15 protein-coding genes are annotated in these 18,513 nt (G+C 48.3%); 10 read left to right on the forward strand and 5 right to left on the reverse strand.

The window, feature by feature from the left end:
• The first annotated feature begins 19 nt into the window (after positions 1–19).
• The 8 genes from ACO0K2_RS10200 (at position 20) to ACO0K2_RS10235 (ending at position 9,343) form a co-directional block, all read left to right on the forward strand.
• Positions 20–1,060: a bifunctional UDP-4-keto-pentose/UDP-xylose synthase gene (locus tag ACO0K2_RS10200; RefSeq protein ID WP_423018332.1), complete on the forward strand. Its 1,041-nt coding sequence runs from the start codon at positions 20–22 to the stop codon at positions 1,058–1,060.
• A 26-nt stretch (positions 1,061–1,086) separates the two neighbouring features.
• On the forward strand, positions 1,087–2,022 hold the full coding sequence (locus ACO0K2_RS10205; RefSeq protein WP_423018334.1) for a polysaccharide deacetylase family protein: 936 nt from the start codon (positions 1,087–1,089) through the stop codon (positions 2,020–2,022).
• A 43-nt stretch (positions 2,023–2,065) separates the two neighbouring features.
• The gene (locus ACO0K2_RS10210) at positions 2,066–2,542 is read left to right on the forward strand and encodes a peroxiredoxin (protein ID WP_423018336.1); all 477 of its coding nucleotides are present in this window, start codon (positions 2,066–2,068) and stop codon (positions 2,540–2,542) included.
• 116 nt (positions 2,543–2,658) lie between these two features.
• Positions 2,659–4,386 (forward strand): PhoH family protein, encoded by a 1,728-nt coding sequence (locus tag ACO0K2_RS10215; RefSeq protein ID WP_423018338.1) that lies wholly within the window; start codon positions 2,659–2,661, stop codon positions 4,384–4,386.
• 118 nt (positions 4,387–4,504) lie between these two features.
• Positions 4,505–4,975 (forward strand): MarR family winged helix-turn-helix transcriptional regulator, encoded by a 471-nt coding sequence (locus ACO0K2_RS10220; RefSeq protein ID WP_423018340.1) that lies wholly within the window; start codon positions 4,505–4,507, stop codon positions 4,973–4,975.
• 56 nt (positions 4,976–5,031) lie between these two features.
• Positions 5,032–6,552 carry an efflux transporter outer membrane subunit gene (locus ACO0K2_RS10225; protein WP_423018342.1) on the forward strand — a complete coding sequence of 507 codons (1,521 nt, stop codon included), beginning with the start codon at positions 5,032–5,034 and terminating at the stop codon, positions 6,550–6,552.
• The gene (locus ACO0K2_RS10230; RefSeq protein ID WP_423018344.1) at positions 6,552–7,781 is read left to right on the forward strand and encodes an efflux RND transporter periplasmic adaptor subunit; all 1,230 of its coding nucleotides are present in this window, start codon (positions 6,552–6,554) and stop codon (positions 7,779–7,781) included. The genes ACO0K2_RS10225 and ACO0K2_RS10230 overlap by 1 nt, the downstream gene beginning before the upstream one ends.
• The gene (locus ACO0K2_RS10235) at positions 7,781–9,343 is read left to right on the forward strand and encodes a DHA2 family efflux MFS transporter permease subunit (RefSeq protein ID WP_423018346.1); all 1,563 of its coding nucleotides are present in this window, start codon (positions 7,781–7,783) and stop codon (positions 9,341–9,343) included. The genes ACO0K2_RS10230 and ACO0K2_RS10235 overlap by 1 nt, the downstream gene beginning before the upstream one ends.
• A gap of 128 nt (positions 9,344–9,471) precedes the next feature.
• Here the strand turns inward: ACO0K2_RS10235 and ACO0K2_RS10240 are convergent, their stop codons facing one another.
• From ACO0K2_RS10240 to ACO0K2_RS10260, 5 genes are all read right to left on the reverse strand, one after another.
• Complete coding sequence (locus tag ACO0K2_RS10240; RefSeq protein ID WP_423018348.1) at positions 9,472–11,358, reverse strand: MFS transporter; 1,887 nt, start codon at positions 11,356–11,358, stop codon at positions 9,472–9,474.
• 150 nt (positions 11,359–11,508) lie between these two features.
• Complete coding sequence (locus ACO0K2_RS10245) at positions 11,509–12,243, reverse strand: polysaccharide deacetylase family protein (protein WP_423018350.1); 735 nt, start codon at positions 12,241–12,243, stop codon at positions 11,509–11,511.
• A complete protein-coding gene (locus ACO0K2_RS10250) occupies positions 12,243–13,553 on the reverse strand; it encodes a hypothetical protein (protein WP_423018352.1) in 1,311 nt (436 codons plus the stop codon). Before ACO0K2_RS10250 ends, ACO0K2_RS10245 begins: the two co-directional genes overlap by 1 nt.
• Before the next feature lie 37 nt (positions 13,554–13,590).
• A complete protein-coding gene (gene lolD, locus ACO0K2_RS10255; RefSeq protein WP_423018354.1) occupies positions 13,591–14,292 on the reverse strand; it encodes a lipoprotein-releasing ABC transporter ATP-binding protein LolD in 702 nt (233 codons plus the stop codon).
• Positions 14,285–15,541, reverse strand: coding sequence for a lipoprotein-releasing ABC transporter permease subunit (locus ACO0K2_RS10260; RefSeq protein WP_423018356.1), 1,257 nt, complete (start codon positions 15,539–15,541; stop codon positions 14,285–14,287). Before ACO0K2_RS10260 ends, lolD begins: the two co-directional genes overlap by 8 nt.
• A 318-nt stretch (positions 15,542–15,859) precedes the next feature.
• On the opposite strand from ACO0K2_RS10260, the gene ACO0K2_RS10265 reads away from it, so the two are divergent.
• Positions 15,860–16,783: a hypothetical protein gene (locus tag ACO0K2_RS10265; protein ID WP_423018358.1), complete on the forward strand. Its 924-nt coding sequence runs from the start codon at positions 15,860–15,862 to the stop codon at positions 16,781–16,783.
• Entirely contained in the window at positions 16,780–18,471 is a 1,692-nt protein-coding gene (gene recJ / locus ACO0K2_RS10270; RefSeq protein ID WP_423018360.1) for a single-stranded-DNA-specific exonuclease RecJ, read from the forward strand. The genes ACO0K2_RS10265 and recJ overlap by 4 nt, the downstream gene beginning before the upstream one ends.
• Positions 18,472–18,513 lie beyond the last annotated feature (42 nt).

Raw genomic sequence — 18,513 nt, forward strand, 5'->3', positions numbered from 1 at the left:
TACTAAAGAAGAACTCACCATGAAAAAAGTCCTCATTCTCGGCGTGAACGGTTTTATCGGTCACCATTTGTCCAAACGCATTCTCGAAACCACTGACTGGGAAGTCTACGGTATGGACATGCAAACCGAGCGTTTAGGCGACATGATCAACCATCCTCGTATGCACTTTTTTGAAGGTGATATCACCATCAATAAAGAATGGGTTGAATACCATATCAAAAAATGCGATGTCATTCTGCCGCTGGTCGCGATTGCCACGCCTTCCACTTATGTCAAGCAACCTTTGCGCGTCTTCGAACTCGATTTCGAAGCGAACTTGCCTATCGTTCGCTCTGCTGCAAAATACGGAAAACACCTCGTATTCCCATCAACTTCTGAAGTCTACGGCATGTGCCACGACGACGAATTTGATCCAGAAGAATCTGAACTGATCTGCGGTCCAATCAACAAACCACGTTGGATCTATTCTTGCGCGAAACAATTGATGGATCGCGTGATCTGGGGCTATGGCATGGAAGGCTTGAATTTCACACTGTTCCGTCCGTTCAACTGGATCGGCGCAGGTTTGGATAACATCAACACACCAAAAGAAGGCAGCTCACGCGTTGTGACGCAATTCTTTGGTCATATCGTTCGTGGCGAGAACATTTCCTTGGTCGATGGCGGCGCACAAAAACGTGCGTTCACTTACATCGACGATGGTATCGACGCTTTGATGCGCATTATCGATAACAAAAATGGTGTTGCTTCTGGCAAAATTTACAACATTGGTAATCCAACCAACAACTACTCCATCCGTGAGTTGGCACACATGATGCTGGAATTGGCCACTGAATACCCAGAGTACGCTGAATCCGTTAAGAAAGTACAACTGACCGAAACCACATCGGCCGCGTACTACGGCAAAGGCTACCAAGACGTTCAGAACCGTGTTCCAAAAATCACAAACACCTGTGAAGAGCTGGGCTGGAAGCCTGTGACGACAATGAAAGATACCATGCGCAATATTTTCGATGCGTATCGTTCACAAGTCGCTGAAGCTCGCGCATTGATGGACTAATTGGTAGCGTCAACGATTACATATACATGCCTTCTATCGTACTAAAGATTGATGTCGATACCTTTCGCGGCACAAAAGAAGGCGTACCTAACTTGGTACGCCTTTTAAAGCAACACGAGGCCGGTGCTACTTTCCTTTTTTCTCTTGGTAAAGATCACACCGGCTGGGCATTACGCCGCGCCTTCCGTCCTGGTTTTTTTCAAAAAGTCTCCCGCACCTCGGTCGTTGAACATTACGGCGTGAAAACGCTTATGTACGGTGTTCTTTTACCTGCACCAGATATCGGCTCCTGTGTGACAGAAATGCGCGCAGTTCAGGACGCCGGTTTCGAATGCGGAATCCATACGTGGGATCACGTGGTCTGGCAAGACAACGTACGTCAACGAGATGCGCGCTGGACCCAGCACCAGATGCTCCAAGCTCACGCCAAGTTCAAACAGATTTTTGGCAGCGTTCCAAAAACACATGGTGCCGCAGGCTGGCAGATGAACCCATATGCATTTGAGCAGCTCGATCAATTTGGCATGAAATACGCCTCTGATGGTCGTGCCATGCTCAATGAGGATGGAAGCCTTTCGAATCCCGGTTATGGGCCTTATCGATTAAAAATCGGCGAGGACGTGCGTACCTGCATCCAAATGCCAACCACACTTCCCACGTTAGACGAGTTATTAGGTCGCACACTGAGCGGTAAAGAGATTACCACCGCGAATATTGCCGATCACCTCCTCAGTTTAACGAAAGACCCTAGGGATCATGTGTTTACTCTGCATGCAGAACTTGAAGGGCAGAAACTTGCCCCCATATTCGAAGAATTGCTGATTGGCTGGCGTAAGCAAGGATACCATTGCGTCTCCATGGCTTCATATTACGACACCATTCAAAACACCGATTTACCTGTACATTCGCTGTCCTGGGCAAGCTTACCAGGACGTTCCGGAGAGCTCGTCGCCCTGGTCTAAACGGTGAGCAGCGAGTTCTCCCACAATTATTAAGGAGATCACAGTGGCTGATACCCCTTCTGCGCTGAATTGTTTAGTACCAGACTTCACCGCCACCATGACTGGTGGCAAAGCGTTTGAGCTACAAGAATACGCTGGCAAGAATATCGTCATTTATTTTTACCCTAAAGACAACACACCAGGTTGCACGACAGAGAGCATCGCCTTTCGGGACTTGCACCCGCAATTTTTAGAGAAAAATACCGTCGTCTTTGGCGTAAGCCGCGATAGCCTTCGCTCTCATGAAGGCTTTAAGAACAAGCTGGCATTGCCTTTCGAGCTCATTTCTGACCCAGATGAGACACTCTGCACCATGTTTAACGTCATGAAAATGAAGAATATGTACGGAAAAAAGGTGCGCGGTGTCGAACGCAGCACGTTTGTGATTGACGCCACAGGCAAATTAGTGAAAGAATGGAGAGGCGTCAAAGTACCAGGACACGTTGATGACGTACTTGAATTTGTGAGCGCCCAAACCTAATTGAACTCGCCAGAATTTATATTGAATAAAGCCGCCAATGGCAAAGCCAGCTTACTGCTGGTAATGCCTTGGCGGCTTTTCATTTTTTTAGCTCTCACTTTTTAATTGAGGTTTTCATGCCATTGCCCAAAATGCCGACAAAACCCGCTGCATTGCTTTCACCCAAAGAATATCCGAAAGCAGAAAAAGCGAAGCCCACCAAGGCGACCAAAGCTGTATTGCCTGAAAAAACAAAAGCTGACAATGCAGTGAGTGCTTCACGTAAGAAACCGGTCTCCACAGAGACAGCACAAGTCGCGAAAACCACCCGCGTCACGGCGGAGAAATCTGCACCTGCAGTAACAGCCCCGATCGCTACAGCGATCGTCGCAGCAGCAAAAAATAAGCTGGTCTCCAACCCCAATAAATCGGGGACAAGTCGCGCTGCAGATAAGTCTGGCATCACGAAGCTGTTCGTTCTCGATACCAACGTCTTAATGCACGATCCAACGTCGCTTTTCCGCTTCGAAGAGCACGACGTTTACCTGCCAATGATTACGCTCGAAGAATTGGACGACCATAAAAAAGGGATGTCCGAAGTCGCGAGAAACGCACGTCAAGTCTCTCGCTCTCTTGATGCCTTAGTGGGTGATATTTCGCATCAAGATATCGAAAAAGGTATTGCCCTTTCTAAACTAGGTAACAAAGATGCCGGTGGACACCTGTATTTCCAAACCAAATTGCAAATTGGCGCGTTACCAGTCGGCCTACCTCAAGGTAAAGCAGACAACCAAATTTTGGGCGTCGTTCGGGCGTTAGAACAAGAATTCCCAGGTCGTCCTATCGTCTTGGTGTCTAAAGACATCAATATGCGCATTAAAGCACGGGCGATGGGCTTACCCGCCGAGGACTATTTCAATGATCATGTTCTCGAGGATTCCGATCTGCTCTACTCCGGCATCGTTCAATTACCAGATGATTTCTGGAATAAGCACGGTAAAGGCATTGAGACTTGGCAAGAAAATAAGAATGGTCTCAGCAGCACGTTCTACCGAATTACGGGCCCAGTCATTCCGAGCTTGCTGGTGAATCAATTTGTGTACTTAGAACCTAAAAATGGAGAAGCCTCCTTTTATGGTCAAGTACGACAGATCAATGGTAAAACCGCCGTTTTACAAACCTTACGCGATTACGGACATATCAAGCATAGTGTCTGGGGTATCACATCACGTAACCGCGAACAGAATTTCGCACTCAATCTGTTGATGGATCCAGAATGCGATTTCGTGACCTTGCTCGGTCAGGCAGGTACAGGCAAAACATTACTCGCCTTAGCCGCAGGCTTAGCACAAGTGCTGGAAACGAAAACCTACAACGAGATTATCGTCACACGGGTAACCGTTCCCGTTGGTGAAGACATTGGCTTTTTACCAGGTACCGAAGAAGAGAAAATGTCACCATGGATGGGGGCTTTTGACGACAACCTCGAGGTATTGAATAAATCAGATAACGATGCCGGCGATTGGGGACGCGCCGCTACGCAGGATTTGATTCGCTCGAAGATCAAGATCAAATCCTTGAACTTCATGCGTGGTCGTACGTTTGTGAATAAATTCCTGATTATCGATGAAGCGCAAAACTTAACACCAAAACAAGTAAAAACCTTGGTGACACGTGCTGGTCCTGGAACGAAAATCATCTGCTTAGGTAACATCGCGCAGATCGATACACCGTACTTGACGGAAGGCTCCAGTGGATTGACGTATGTCGTGGACCGCTTCAAAGGCTGGGCGCATAGCGGGCACGTGACGTTAGCTCGAGGTGAACGCTCGCGCTTAGCGGATCACGCAAGCGAGATCTTATAAGTTTCCGCCAGTCAACAACACCCATCACAAGGCGCTGCAATGCAGTGCCTTTTTTTACGTCCTGCAAAAAAAATTTAGTTGCGGTAGACTATTGCCTAGGCAACGATTTATTGCATGTATGAATGACGAAATTCCCTCTTTACAGTTTGATGTCAACCAAGTCGAAGACAACGTAGGCTATCTGCTCGCCCGAGCAAGAACAATGCTGTCACGCGGCGTGGATGAGTCTCTTCGATCACTTGATATCACGCATTCTCAGGGAAGCGTCTTCATGATGCTATCGATTGGAAAATGCAATACAGCGGCCGAGTTGTCGCGTGATTTATTCATCGACTCAGCCGCGATGAAGCGCACACTAGACAAACTAGAGTCAAGAGGGTTCATCCAACGGATCACCGACCCAAATGATAAACGTTTGAATAAGCTCGAGTTAACCGCCGCAGGGAGCGCATTGGCACGACAACTCCCAGCAATTTACAAAGAAGTATTGGACATTGGTTTTACTGGTTTTACCAATGAAGAAATAGGTTTTCTGAAGTGTTTACTCAGAAAATTGCTTGCCAACCGCGGATTATTTGAATCACGCTAATATCGTTGCTATGACAATTAATTTAAAATCAACATTTAAATGTTGAATGGTCCACTATGAAGCCACTAAATACACCTCATTTCACTTCACGCAGTATTCTCAGCCTTGCTGTGACCACTGCCGCGCTGGCAATGCTAAGCGGCTGTGTGAGTTACAACGGCATTGAGAGCAATGCCAAGCTCAATGCTGTCGCGCAGACCGCGAATCTCGACATTTACGGCCAACAGAATGGTCAATGGCCAGACAATCAATGGGCAAAAACCATCGGTGGTCAAGACCTGCAAGACGCCATTGATTATGCGTTAGCAAACAGCCCAACACTGCAAGTTGCTGCGGCCAGAATTAGTGCTGCACGCGCCCAGAGTGACTATGTTGGTGCTAACAAGCTACCGACCGTCAACGCTGGCTTTGAGAACACCTATGAGCGATTCACCGAACACGGTTTAATCCCTCCACCGCTCGCTGGCAACTACTATTCAGATAACGAACTGACACTCAGTGCGTCTTATGATGTTGACTTCTGGGGCAAGCATAAAGCAGAAATGCGCTCTGCTCTCTCACAAGAGCAAGTCGCCGCTGCCGAACAACAAAGCGCCCGTCTGATGCTGAGTAATGCGGTCGCACGTAGTTGGATACAATTAGCCCGCCAATACGCTCAGCTGGATTTGAGCAAACAACAGTTGGCAGTCCGGGAAAAATTTGACGAATTGATTGCCCAACGCGTCAAAGCTGGCCTCGATACAAAATCGGATATTCAACAAGGTTTGATTCAGATTTCTGCACTGAAAAATGATATTTCAGCATGGGAATCAGCGATTGCACTCACGCGCAACCAACTTGCCGCTTTAATGGGACAAGATCCAACGCAGGGGCTTCAGCTACCACGACCACAGTATCGTCCTGACCTTCAGACCCAGTTGCCAGCAAACTTACCACTCGAGTTGCTCAGCCGCCGCCCCGATATCGTTGCAGCACGTTGGCGCGTGGAAGCAAGTCAAGGTGATATCGATATCGCCAAAAAACAATTCTATCCAAACATTAACATCGTTGGCTTTGCTGGTCTCTCTGACATTGGACGAGGCGCAGGTCTGGATAATTTGTTTCAAAGTAGCAGCCGAATACTAGGTATCGGACCATCAATCCACTTGCCGGTCTTCGAGGGCGGTCGTTTGCGTGCCCAGTTAAAAACGAAGGTGGCTGGTTATGACATGGCTGTTGCCACTTACAATCAAAGCCTGACGGATGCCTTGCGTGACGTTGCTGATCAAATCCAAACGATGCGATCCAGCGACATTCAGTTGACTGAACAAGCCAAAGCAGAGCAAGCAACAAAAATCAATTTGCAATTGGCTCAGCAACGTCAAAAGGCGGGCACGGCCAACATGCTCCCTGTGCTTGCGGCTGAGAGCGCATTACTCACCCAACAAAAACAAACGATCGACATCACTTTCCGTCGCGCTGAAAGCCACGTCAATCTGATTAAAGCGCTTGGCGGCGGCTATGACAGCAAAGCTGAGCAACAAAATTCCGCAATGACCCCAGTAACCACTGTATCTAACAAACCGGAGGCAGCGTAATGAACGCTCCATCTCAACAAACACAAAATACCTCTACTTCCCCTGCAACCACAGTCGAGGCAGCGCCTGATTCCAACAAGCGCCGCGGATTATTGATCATCGTGACGACACTGCTCGTACTCGGGATCGCTGCTTATGGCGTATGGTGGACGTTGGTAGGAAGCCACTATGAACATACCGATGATGCCTATGCAGCAGGTAACGTCGTTCAAGTAACACCCCAAGTCGCCGGCACAGTTGTCGCTATCCACGCAGACGATACCGACTTGGTGCAAGCAGGAAAAGCATTGGTTGATTTGGATAAAACCGACGCGAAGGTTGCGCTCGACCAAGCAGAAGCACAGTTGGCGCAAACAGTGCGTGAAGTCAAAGTCTTGTTCGCCAACAATGCAAGCCTGCAAGCAAATATTGATGTACGTAGTACTGATGTCGAACGCGCCAAATCTGATCTGGCACGTCGTCAGCAATTATTGAGCACGGGTGCTATTTCTTCCGAAGAATTGGAACACGCACGTAACACGCTCAAGACTGCGGAAGCGGCATTGATCGCCGCGCGTGAACAATTAGCATCCAACCACGCGCTCACAGAAAATACAAACGTTACCCAGCATCCAAACGTCTTGCGCGCCGCTGCAAAATTGCGCGAAGCAATGCTCGCTTACAGCCGCACGAGTTTGCCTGCACCATTAACTGGCTACATCGCAAAGCGCGCTGTGCAAGTAGGACAACGTATTGCGCCAGGCACTCCGCTGCTTTCTATCGTGCCACTCAACTCTTTATGGGTAGATGCCAACTTTAAGGAAGTCCAATTAGCGCATATGCGCATCGGACAAGACGTTGTATTGCACTCTGACTTGTACGGCAGCGACGTCGAATTCCACGGCAAAGTGTTAGGTATGTCGGCTGGTACTGGTTCAGCGTTCTCTTTATTGCCTGCGCAAAATGCAAGTGGTAACTGGATTAAGGTTGTTCAACGCGTTCCAGTACGTATCTCGCTCGATCCAAAAGAATTAGCACAACATCCGCTGCGTATTGGCGTGTCGATGCAAGTTCAGGTCAACATCTCACAAGAGCAAGGTGCGCCTATCGCGTCAACACCAAAAGTAGGCGAAGTACCCGTCTATCAAACAAATGTATTTGAACAAGCGGCGAAAGATGCTGATGCGCGTATCGCACAGATCATCAACGCTAATCTGGCAACGGCAGCAGCCTCAATGAAGGCAAAGTAATGAGCTCTGGAACAAGTACACCACATGCACCTCATCCTCCCCTTGAGGGAGGCAAGCTGGCATTGGGTACCTTAGTACTCTCGCTTGCGACGTTTATGAATGTGCTGGACTCATCGATCGCGAACGTGTCGATTCCAGCGATTTCAGGTAACTTGGGCGTGTCACCGCAACAAGGGACGTGGGTCATTACGTCTTTCGCGGTTGCTAACGCGATCTCGGTACCGCTGACAGGTTGGCTGACAATGCAGTTTGGTCAGGTGCGTCTGTTTATGACCTCCATTCTGCTCTTTGTGATTTCGTCTTGGTTGTGCGGCATGGCACCCAACATCGAAATGCTCATCGCAGCGCGGATCTTGCAAGGGGCAGTTGCTGGCCCGATGATTCCATTGTCACAGGCCTTGCTACTAGGTAGCTACAAGCCTTCGAAAAGTTCGATGGCGCTCGCGCTTTGGGGGATGACGACGCTTGTCGCTCCCATCATGGGGCCATTACTCGGCGGGTGGATTTCAGACAACTATTCGTGGCCGTGGATTTTTTATATTAACGTTCCGGTTGGTCTCTTTACGGCGTATGCCACATGGGCACTGTATAAGACGCGCGAATCACAGATCAGAATTCTTCCGATCGATAAAGTTGGTTTGTTCTTGTTAGTTGTCTGGGTCGGTGCATTGCAGATTATGCTCGATAAGGGCAAAGAATTAGATTGGTTTAATTCTGGTGAAATTATTCTCCTTACCGTCATTGCTGCTGTGGGCCTGATCTACTTCATCATCTGGGAGCGCGGACAGGAACATCCCGTCGTTGACCTGACGTTGTTTAGCGGCCGAAATTTCTCGGCGGGTGTGTTAGCGATTTCCATCGGTTACGGGTTGTTCTTTGGTAGCTTGGTCATTATGCCGTTGTGGCTGCAAACGCAATTGTCTTACACAGCAACAGAGGCTGGGAAAATCATGGCACCCGTAGGTATCTTCGCCATTATTTTATCGCCAGTCATTGGAAAAACCTTACCCAAAGTCGACGCCAGAAAAGTAGCCTCGATGGCGTTCATTTTGTTTGCTGTTGTATTTTTTCTTCGGGCGAGGTTCACGACGGACGTTGATACGATCAGCTTGCTCATCCCTACCTTGATTCAAGGGGCGGCGATGTCCATGTTCTTTATTCCATTGACATCGATCATCCTCTCCGGCTTAAAACCAGAGAAGATCCCAGCAGCATCAGGTCTGTCGAATTTCGTCAGGATCATGTGCGGCGGCATGGGTGCATCCATCATGACAACGCTGTGGGATAGTCGAAGCACACTACACCACGCACAAATCACTGAAAACACTGGTAGCAGCTTCCCTGTGTTTGTACAGACGGTGCAGTCGCTGGGACAGCAAGGCCTCCCCGAAACAGGCGCTTATGCTGTGATTGATCGCTTGATCTCTGTGCAAGCAAGTACGATGGCTGCCACTGATATTTTTTATCTTGCAGCGTTTATGTTTTTAGGTTTGATTGGCTTTGTTTGGCTGACGAAACCGAAGAAATCCTCAGCACCTGTGGACGCAGGCGGAGCGCATTAACTTCCGTTATCAAAGAAAAGGCCGACTGGATTCACAGTCGGCCTTTTTTTTCATCTTCTTTGCGCCACGCTGAGATGAATTTCTATTCAGATACCATCAACCCATATGGATATGACCTGAACTGAAGACTACTTCCACTCGCCACGTAATTCTTTGACTTTCTCTTGTAGCACCAATGGCGTCACCAAATCCGGTGCCATGACGTCACCAACCACAAGCTCTAGTTTCGAAAATGGATAGCGTCTGAATGCGCGCTCAAAAGGATTACTTTTATCTCTCGAGAAAATACTACCCCATAAACCCCGCAACGCCATTGGATAAACGGGAACAGGAGAACGATCAAGTATTTTACGGATACCGCCTTTAAACTCATTCATGTCGCCTGTGCTTGTCAGCTTGCCCTCAGGGAAAATACACAAGAGCTCCCCCTCATGCAGCGCTTGTGCAATATCAACGTACGCTTTTTCCATAATCCATGGATCTTCTTTGGCTGGTGCGATAGGAATCGCTTTCGCTGTTCTGAAAATCCAAGATAAAAATGGAATCTTAAAAATCCGATGGTCCATGACAAACCGAATCGGCCGTGGACTACACGCCATAATCACGATCGCATCCATGTAACTAACATGATTACAGACCAACACCCCGGCACCCTGTTCAGGAATCACGGCTGCATTCACCGTCTTCACTTTGTAGACGGTCTGAATCAATATCCATGCAATAAACCGCATCAAGAATTCTGGTACAAGACTAAAAATATACGCAGCAACTATCGCATTCAAGATGGCAGTTGCCATAAATAGTTGAGGGATCGTCACCCCTCTCACCAACATTGCCGATGCCGTCAGTGAAGCCACCACCATAAACAACGCATTGAGAATATTCATACCGGCAATGGTGCGCGATAAATGCTGCGGATCACAACGCGTCTGAATCACGGCAAACAGTGGGACAACATACAGACCACCAAAAACGCCTAACATGACAATATCAAACAAAATCCTGACGCTACCCGTCTGTTCAATAAAGTGCCAAAGATCAACTGCCCCCGTATTGACATAGGATTCACTGGCCAAATACAGTTCAAATCCAAAGACAGACATACCAATCGCGCCAAAAGGGACAAGACCGATTTCTACCTTATGACCAGAGAGCTTCTCACATAACAACGATCCTGCTCCGATACCGAAAGAAAACACCGTCAGTAACAAGACAAACACCGTGTGATCGCCATGCAAATAGTTTTTTGCATAAAGAGGAAACTGCGCCAGCACAATCGCGCCGTAAAACCAAAACCAGGAGTTACCGAGCAAAGACAGAAAAACAGGGCGATTCTTTTTGCTGAATGCGATGTTACGGATCGTTTCGCTCAATGGATTTTTGTTGATGACGAGTTCGGGCGCAGGTGCAGGAGAGTACGGTATCCGCAAGCTCGTGACATACCCTACCACTGCAATGGCAATGGTGCCGAACGCCACGAGTTCAATACCCCATGACTCATGGACAACGAGCATCGCACCCAAAATCTCGCCCAATAAAATCCCAACAAACGTGCCCATTTCAATGAGACCGTTACCACCAATGAGTTCATCGGTTGAAAGATGTTGCGGCAGATAAGCATACTTCACCGGACCAAATAAGGTTGAGTGAATACCCATACCAGCAATCCCAGCGATCAATACCCACACGTTATGTGTCATCCAGCCATAAGCAGCAAGGCACATAATGGCAATTTCAAGCAGTTTCACCTTTCTTGCCATGCCCCCTTTTTCAAACTTATCTGCCAACTGGCCAGACGTCGCGGAGAACAATACAAAAGGCAGGATAAACAAACCGGGAATGAGCTGATTTAACAAGCCGACATCTAATGTCGTCCAATGCAACGCATCAAAGGTTAATATCGTCAACAGTGCTGTTTTGAACACATTGTCGTTAAAAGCGCCTAAAAATTGCGTCCAAAAAAATGGCGCAAATCGACGCTCGGTCAGCAGGCGAAACTGGCTTTGTTGACTCATGGTTCCTCTTATTAAAATGAAACTAAAACTGATTCAAATCTTAACCTAAATTCCAGCAAGGACGCCGTATTTAGACTACTTATTGTCGAACTCAACAACCAATCTCAACAGACAACTTCAACAGACAAAGCCATCCCCTCATCAACCCATCTACGGCTGCCGAAAATAGTCAATCGCGCTTTGCACTGGCAGAATTTCACATGACATCTGTCGTGCAATCCGAAGCGCAGATTCGAGTTGTGTAGGTGACGTGCCCCAAGGTCCCGTGGATGAAGACACTTCATGGGAATAAAAAATGAGCCAACCACCCTCTTCAGCCGTGTTCTGAATTAAATTCAAGATCGTCTCATCGGATGTCACGCCAGCATACAAAGACTGTGCGCGAAGGGCATTGAGGTCGGCTCTTCCAACATGAGTACCGCCACCCGTAATACGGCTATAAGAAAATAAGCTCGCCGCAGCCAGCTTACTCGGAAAATCATAAGCACCGAAAGGAAACGCAAAGCCGCTATTCTTGACATTATGTTCGGTAAAGAAATCTTGATTCTTGCGCCAATCGTCACGGAGAAAGCGGAGGTTAGCTTCTGCGCAATTCGTATGCGAAAAAGTGTGGCACCCTACTTCATGGCCGCGTGACACCAACCTCTGCAGGTCGCTCACCTGGTGGCAAGGCTGGTTTTGTTCGACACCATCCGTCAAACCACCGCATACATAAAAAGTGCCTCTGGCCTCGTACCGCTCTAATAACGCTGCACCTTCTCGGCATGCACTCGCTGGTACGTCATCGAAAGAAAAACTAACCACGCCCTTCCCCTTATTCAAGGGAAGCCATCGATGTGCTGTATGACGCGCCAGCAGGCGACTCATTCTTTTATAGATAGACATTATCGTGGGGTCGCAGGAGACGCGCTCAGGTAGTCTTGATACCGCGCTAAATTCATCCGAGCCGCGCTACCGGGAAGATTTTCAAAGGTATATTGAATTCCGACTTTAATGACAGATTGGCCAAGATTTAAATTGGGCACATCCCCGCGGTCTTTTTCAAAATAACTATCAGCAAAAATTCTAAACCCACGTTCGATCTCATAACTTGCCCCTACCCCAGCACGACGCATGCGACTCGTCTGTGCTGCACCCACATTTGTCGGCACACCGGGGATATAGACTTGAGAGCTATTCTGAAAAATAGCCGACGCGTTGAACTGCAATTTATCCGAATATAACCACAACGTATCAACCCGAGCGCCTTTGCTCACGACATAAAGAATGCTGGGATCCACAATCGGAAACGGCTGATCGTACAACTGCATGTCGAGGCGCAATTGCGGGGAAAATCGATACGTCAATCGCGCAATCGCGTTCGTGAGGTTCGTATCGAGATTATTGAAGGTACTATAACGACGCCTCACCATGCCAATATGGGCGCTTGTCGTCGTCTTGACGCTATAGCTCCATTCGGTATCAAAGTAGTACTCGGTTTCTTTGTACTGCGTGTCGTATTCGGGTTTTAATTTGCTATCACCATACGGTATATCGTAAAAGGCGATTTGTGCGGGATTGCGATCAGTGAAATTGGTCGTTGATAGCCTAATGCCACCTTCAATACTCGAACCTGTCGGCGAGAAGTAGCGTAAGCCAAGCTGTTTGCCGTTTTGTTTATTGTTGTAGAGTTGATTGACGGGCAGATCATAGTACAGCTGCGTATAGAACAATTTGGGCATGACCGACCAACTATCAGTGATCTTGAAGTTCACATCGACGCCCGCATTCCGATCGTGCTCGATATCTTTTTGACTCAGTCCACCATTAATATAGTTGAATAAATGCTGCGCCTCGCCAGCAACTACTCTCCCATTGACTAATTTACTTGCAACCCATTCGACATCTGCATCAACGCCCCCTTGAAAATGATCAAGGGTTTTATCGTCAAGGTAACGTCGCTTACCAAGTGAGCCTGTAAGAATCAGTTTTGTATCATCCGATAGCAGTGGCAGAACAACGCCAGCACGGAGGTCGACGCCCTCTACGGTATCACGCTCATGGGGGATGATTTGCGTACCGTCGGTTTGTCCGTTGTAGTAACGAAATGGATTATAGGTCTGGCCTAATGATGTCTCCATCTGCAAAACTAAGTCATTCGTCGCATGGACATTCAATGTCATCAGCGCCCCAAACAACAGGACAACGGGTTTCATGCCGTTTGTTATCTGAGCAGAAGGATTCAGAAAACAGTTATTCATACAAAGGGGCTAATCCAGCAGATGTGAGGCGGTAGACGTGATCACAACGACGCGCCAACTCGGCATCATGCGTCACAATCACAAATGCCGTTCCTAGCGTTTCGGATAACTCTAGCATCAAATCAAACACTTGATTGGCGGTACCACCATCAAGATTTCCGGTCGGCTCATCAGCAAGCACGCAAGCCGGCTGAGTTACCAAGGCGCGCGCCAATGCGACACGCTGCCGTTCACCGCCTGATAGTTCACCCGGAACATGCTTGACACGATGTCCCAAACCCACGCGAGCGAGAATGGCATTTGCTTGCTGTTGCGCCTCTTTTCGGGGTACACGTCGAATCAACAATGGCATTGCCACGTTGTCTAATGCAGAAAACTCTGGCAAGAGATGATGAAACTGGTAGACAAAGCCTAATGATCTATTGCGCATCGTCCCTCGTACCGATTCGCTCATTTCGGCAAGGTTTTCTCCGAGCAAATGGACCTCTCCTGCCGTCGGCGTATCGAGTCCACCGAGCAAATGCAAGAGTGTTGATTTGCCAGAACCGGATGCACCGATAATGGCAATCCTTTCGCCAGCGTTGATACGCAAATGAATGTTTTTCAACACCTGCACTGCCTCAACACCCTCATTAAAGGTCTTGCCTAAGTCAGAACAGCTGAGAATTAACTGTTGATCTATCGCATTACTCATAGCGCAACGCCTCCGCAGGTTTAACACTTGCTGCACGCCAGCTTGGATAAATCGTCGCCATAAATGCGAGAACTACCGCCATCAAGCTGATTTGTATCACATCGGGCCAACGCAAATCCGACGGTAATGCACTCACAAAATACAAGTCTCTCGGTAAAAGATCAACGCCGAGCATGCGTTCGATAAAAGGCACAATCACATCGATGTTTAACGACACCAAAACGCCAAAACCAACACCTAACGCTGTTCCAACCAAGCCAACGATACCGCCTTGAATCATAAAAATTTTCATGATCGAACTAGGTGAGGCACCCAGCGTCCGCAAGATAGCGATGTCTGCTTGTTTATCGGTCACCGTCATCACCAAGGTTGACACCAAATTAAAGGCAGCGACTGCAACAATCAGCGTGAGAATGATGAACATCATCGTTTTCTCTGTCTTCACTGCCGTAAAGTAGTTTTTGTTTTGCTGCGACCAATCCCGAATAAGCAAGTCACCCGTGAGCGTCCGCGATAACTCAAGCGCAACTTGGGGCGCTTTCAACATATCTTTGATTTTTAGTCGCAATCCAGAAGGCGAACCCAACCGGAAAAATTTCTCCGCATCGTCAATCTGCATGAATGCCATGCCAGAGTCATACTCATAGTGCCCGGCCTCAAAAATGCCAACGACGTTAAACGCCTTAATTCGCGGCAACATCCCGGCAGGGGTCATTTGTCCGTCGGGGGCAGCAAGTCGTATCTTGTCTCCCACACCAACGTGTAACGCACTCGCGAGTGCAGAGCCCAAGATAATATTAAATTCTCCCGGCCGCAAATCCGTCCATTTACCGAACTTCATCTTGTCGGCAACTTCAGACACAGTCGCTTCCTGATTCGGCAAGACCCCGCGTAGGACAACGCCCCGCATCACATCGTCGCCGATGATCATGGCTTGGCCGTCAACGTACGGTGCTGAAGCAACAACTGATGGATTTTGTTGCGCCTGCAGCGCGGTCGCCTTCCAGTCGGGAATAGCGCCACTGGCGTCAAACACTTCAATATGCGCTAGTACAGAAAGCATGCGGTCGCGCACCTCTTTCTGAAAGCCATTCATCACCGACAAAACAATAATCAGTGCGGCAACCCCCAAAGCAATTCCCGCCATGGAGATCATAGAGATAAAGGAAATAAAGCTATTCCGACCACTCCGGCGACCAGCCCGCGTATAACGCAAGCCAACGAGCCATTCAAATGATGTGTTTTTCACTGCAAATGTCATTTCAAAAAATCAAGACAGCCAGCAGTTTGCCACACTAAAATAGTTTCTGATAGAGAGGGATCTCACCAAGATTACATAAAAAGCAATCAAACCAGCGCAAAATGGTAGACGCCTATTGCATGTTTTTCTGAAAAAACATATCGATGCCGCCATCGTCTGCCACCCAGCGCCTAGCCTCAGGCAAATCTCCCCTACTTATCCCCTTCTTGCATCGTTTCCCCTACAATGATGCCTATGAAAAAATTAGACCTTATTTTACCGTTTAGCATACCGCCGTCAGGTCTAGAAAAAGACTTGCTGAGGTCCATGAAAACACCTGCTTTGGCAAAGCTCATTGCGCCATCCACACGATCATCCCTACTACAGATCGAAGAATTCTCTAAAGCACTGCCACACGAGTTTCTCATTGCGGGACAAACTTCCTCTGAACATCTCGGAAACAGTCCTGCAGATACCTGGAATCGCATGCAGCACCTCGGCCTCGTACCTCAGGGGGGAGCTTGGTTCACATTACAACCCGTGCATATCCATTTTGCCAGCGATCATCTGGTCTTGATGGATACACGCAGATTGCAGCTCTCCGACGCTGATTCAAGGGAATTATTTACTGTTGCAAAGGCGATGTGCGACGAATTAGCCATGGAATTACGCTACGGAGACGCCAATACATGGTTTTTGCGAGCGGATGCTTGGGCGGGGTTAATCACTTCCACAGCGGACGCGGCATGTGGACATAACATCGACATTTGGATGGCACAGGGACAGCATGCTAGAGCATGGCGCAAGCTACAAAATGAGATCCAAATGGCATGGTTTAGTCACACTATTAATCAAGCACGGGAAGATCAAGGGCTCAATCCGATCAACTCGCTCTGGATTTCTGGGGGCGGAACACAACCCCTCCCGCAACAACCAAAGACAGCGCGCAATCCGGATGTCCTCGCATTCATTGAACAAAACGATGCATCGGAATCGATGATTGTGTTCGATGCACTTATTGGTGCTGCGATTAATAGTGACTGGGGTTTCTGGCTCGAAAACATGCACATGTTAGAAGAGAATTGTTTTACGCCCTTGCTGTCGGCACTTCAACAAAATCGCTTGCAACAACTCAATTTAATTTGTACAGACGCTACCCGCGCGTATCAATTTACGTTGACGCCCTGGTCGTTACGCAAGTTCTGGGTAAAACCATCATTGACACAGCTCTTTTCTCTTCATTCCCAATGACGCGCATCGCCATCAGACAACATCACCCCCAAGACGTTCTTCAATTGGAACGCCAAGGCTTGCATCCGGTCTTAGCGAGGTTGTATGCCGCAAGAGGTGCAACGAACATGAGCGATCTTCATACGGACTTGGCGCACTTATCGCCACCGTCGGGGCTCCTCCAACTCGACAAAGCTGCCGTCTTCTTAGCCGACGCGATCGCTGCGAGAAAAAAAATGGTGATTGTGGCCGACTATGATTGTGATGGAGCAACAGCCTGCGCTGTAGGTTTGCGTGGTCTCAAGATGATGGGTGCGATTGTTGACTTTATCGTTCCAAACCGATTTGAATATGGTTACGGTTTAACACCGGAAATTGTGGCATTAACCGCTAAAGAAAAATCCCCAGACATCATCATTACCGTTGATAACGGCATTGCCAGCGTTGAAGGCGTGGATGCGGCAGCAGCAATGGGTATTGATGTCCTTGTGACAGATCACCACTTGCCCGGAGACCAATTACCGAAAGCAGCAGTCATCGTTAATCCGAACCAGCCAGATTGCCCTTTCCCAAGCAAAAATTTGGCAGGGGTTGGCGTTATTTTTTATGTACTGTTAGCCCTACGTGCTGAATTGCGAAGGCGTCACATTTTTGATCAGCACACACAGCCAAAGCTTGATAGCCTGCTTGATCTTGTTGCATTAGGTACCGTCGCAGACGTGGTAAAACTCGATGCCAACAATCGTATTTTGGTTGCCCAAGGTCTCAAGCGCATGCGTCAGGGGCGAATGTGTGCTGGCGTGGCAGCATTATTCCGAGTGGCGGGCCGTGATCCAAAGTCCGCAGCACCTTTTGATCTTGGTTTTGCCATTGGTCCGCGTCTCAATGCGGCAGGACGTCTCGCCGATATGTCCCTCGGCATCGAATGCCTCACAACAGACGATGCCACATTGGCGTGGGAAATTGCCCAAGAACTGAATGGAATCAATGCTGACCGCAAAGACATTGAGCGAGAAATGCAAGACGTTGCCTTGCTCCATCTCGATACCTTTGAACCGAGTGCAAGCCACACGATCACCGTTTTTGATCCCCAATGGCACCAAGGGGTCATCGGTATCGTCGCGTCGCGCTTGAAAGACAAGTTCTATCGCCCAACAATCACGTTTGCACCGGGTGATGACGGGCTGATCAAAGGTTCTGGAAGGTCTATCCCTGGGTTTCATCTGCGGGATGCGCTTGACCTGGTCTCTAAACGGTCGCCAGCATTAATTCAAAAATTTGGCGGACATGCCATGGCCGCTGGTTTGACGCTGCGCCAAGAAGATTTTGAGACCTTCCAGCAAGAATTTGAGGCGGTCGGTAAAGCATGGCTTACGAAAAGTCAGCTGGAGCGCGTGATTGAAACCGATGGGAAACTCGAAGAACATTACTTCAATACCGATTTTATTTCGCTCATCGATAGTCAGGTCTGGGGACAGGGATTTCCACCTCCCATGTTTTTTGACGAATTCAGGCTCGTTTCTCAACGCGTTTTAAAGGAACGTCATCTAAAATTGGTTCTGGATAAAAATGGACAACGTTACGACGCCATCTGGTTTGGTCATACGGATACGTTGGCTGATCAGGTCCATGTGGCCTTTCGACTCGATGCAAACGAATATAACGGCATAACAAAAGTTCAATTAATCGTCGAACATATTGAATGCTGAATTGAAATGGTTGCGAGTTAGCAACCATTTCACGATATTTTA

It is taken from the genome of Undibacterium sp. MH2W (assembly GCF_049340215.1).
In the GTDB taxonomy this organism is placed as follows: domain Bacteria; phylum Pseudomonadota; class Gammaproteobacteria; order Burkholderiales; family Burkholderiaceae_D; genus Undibacterium.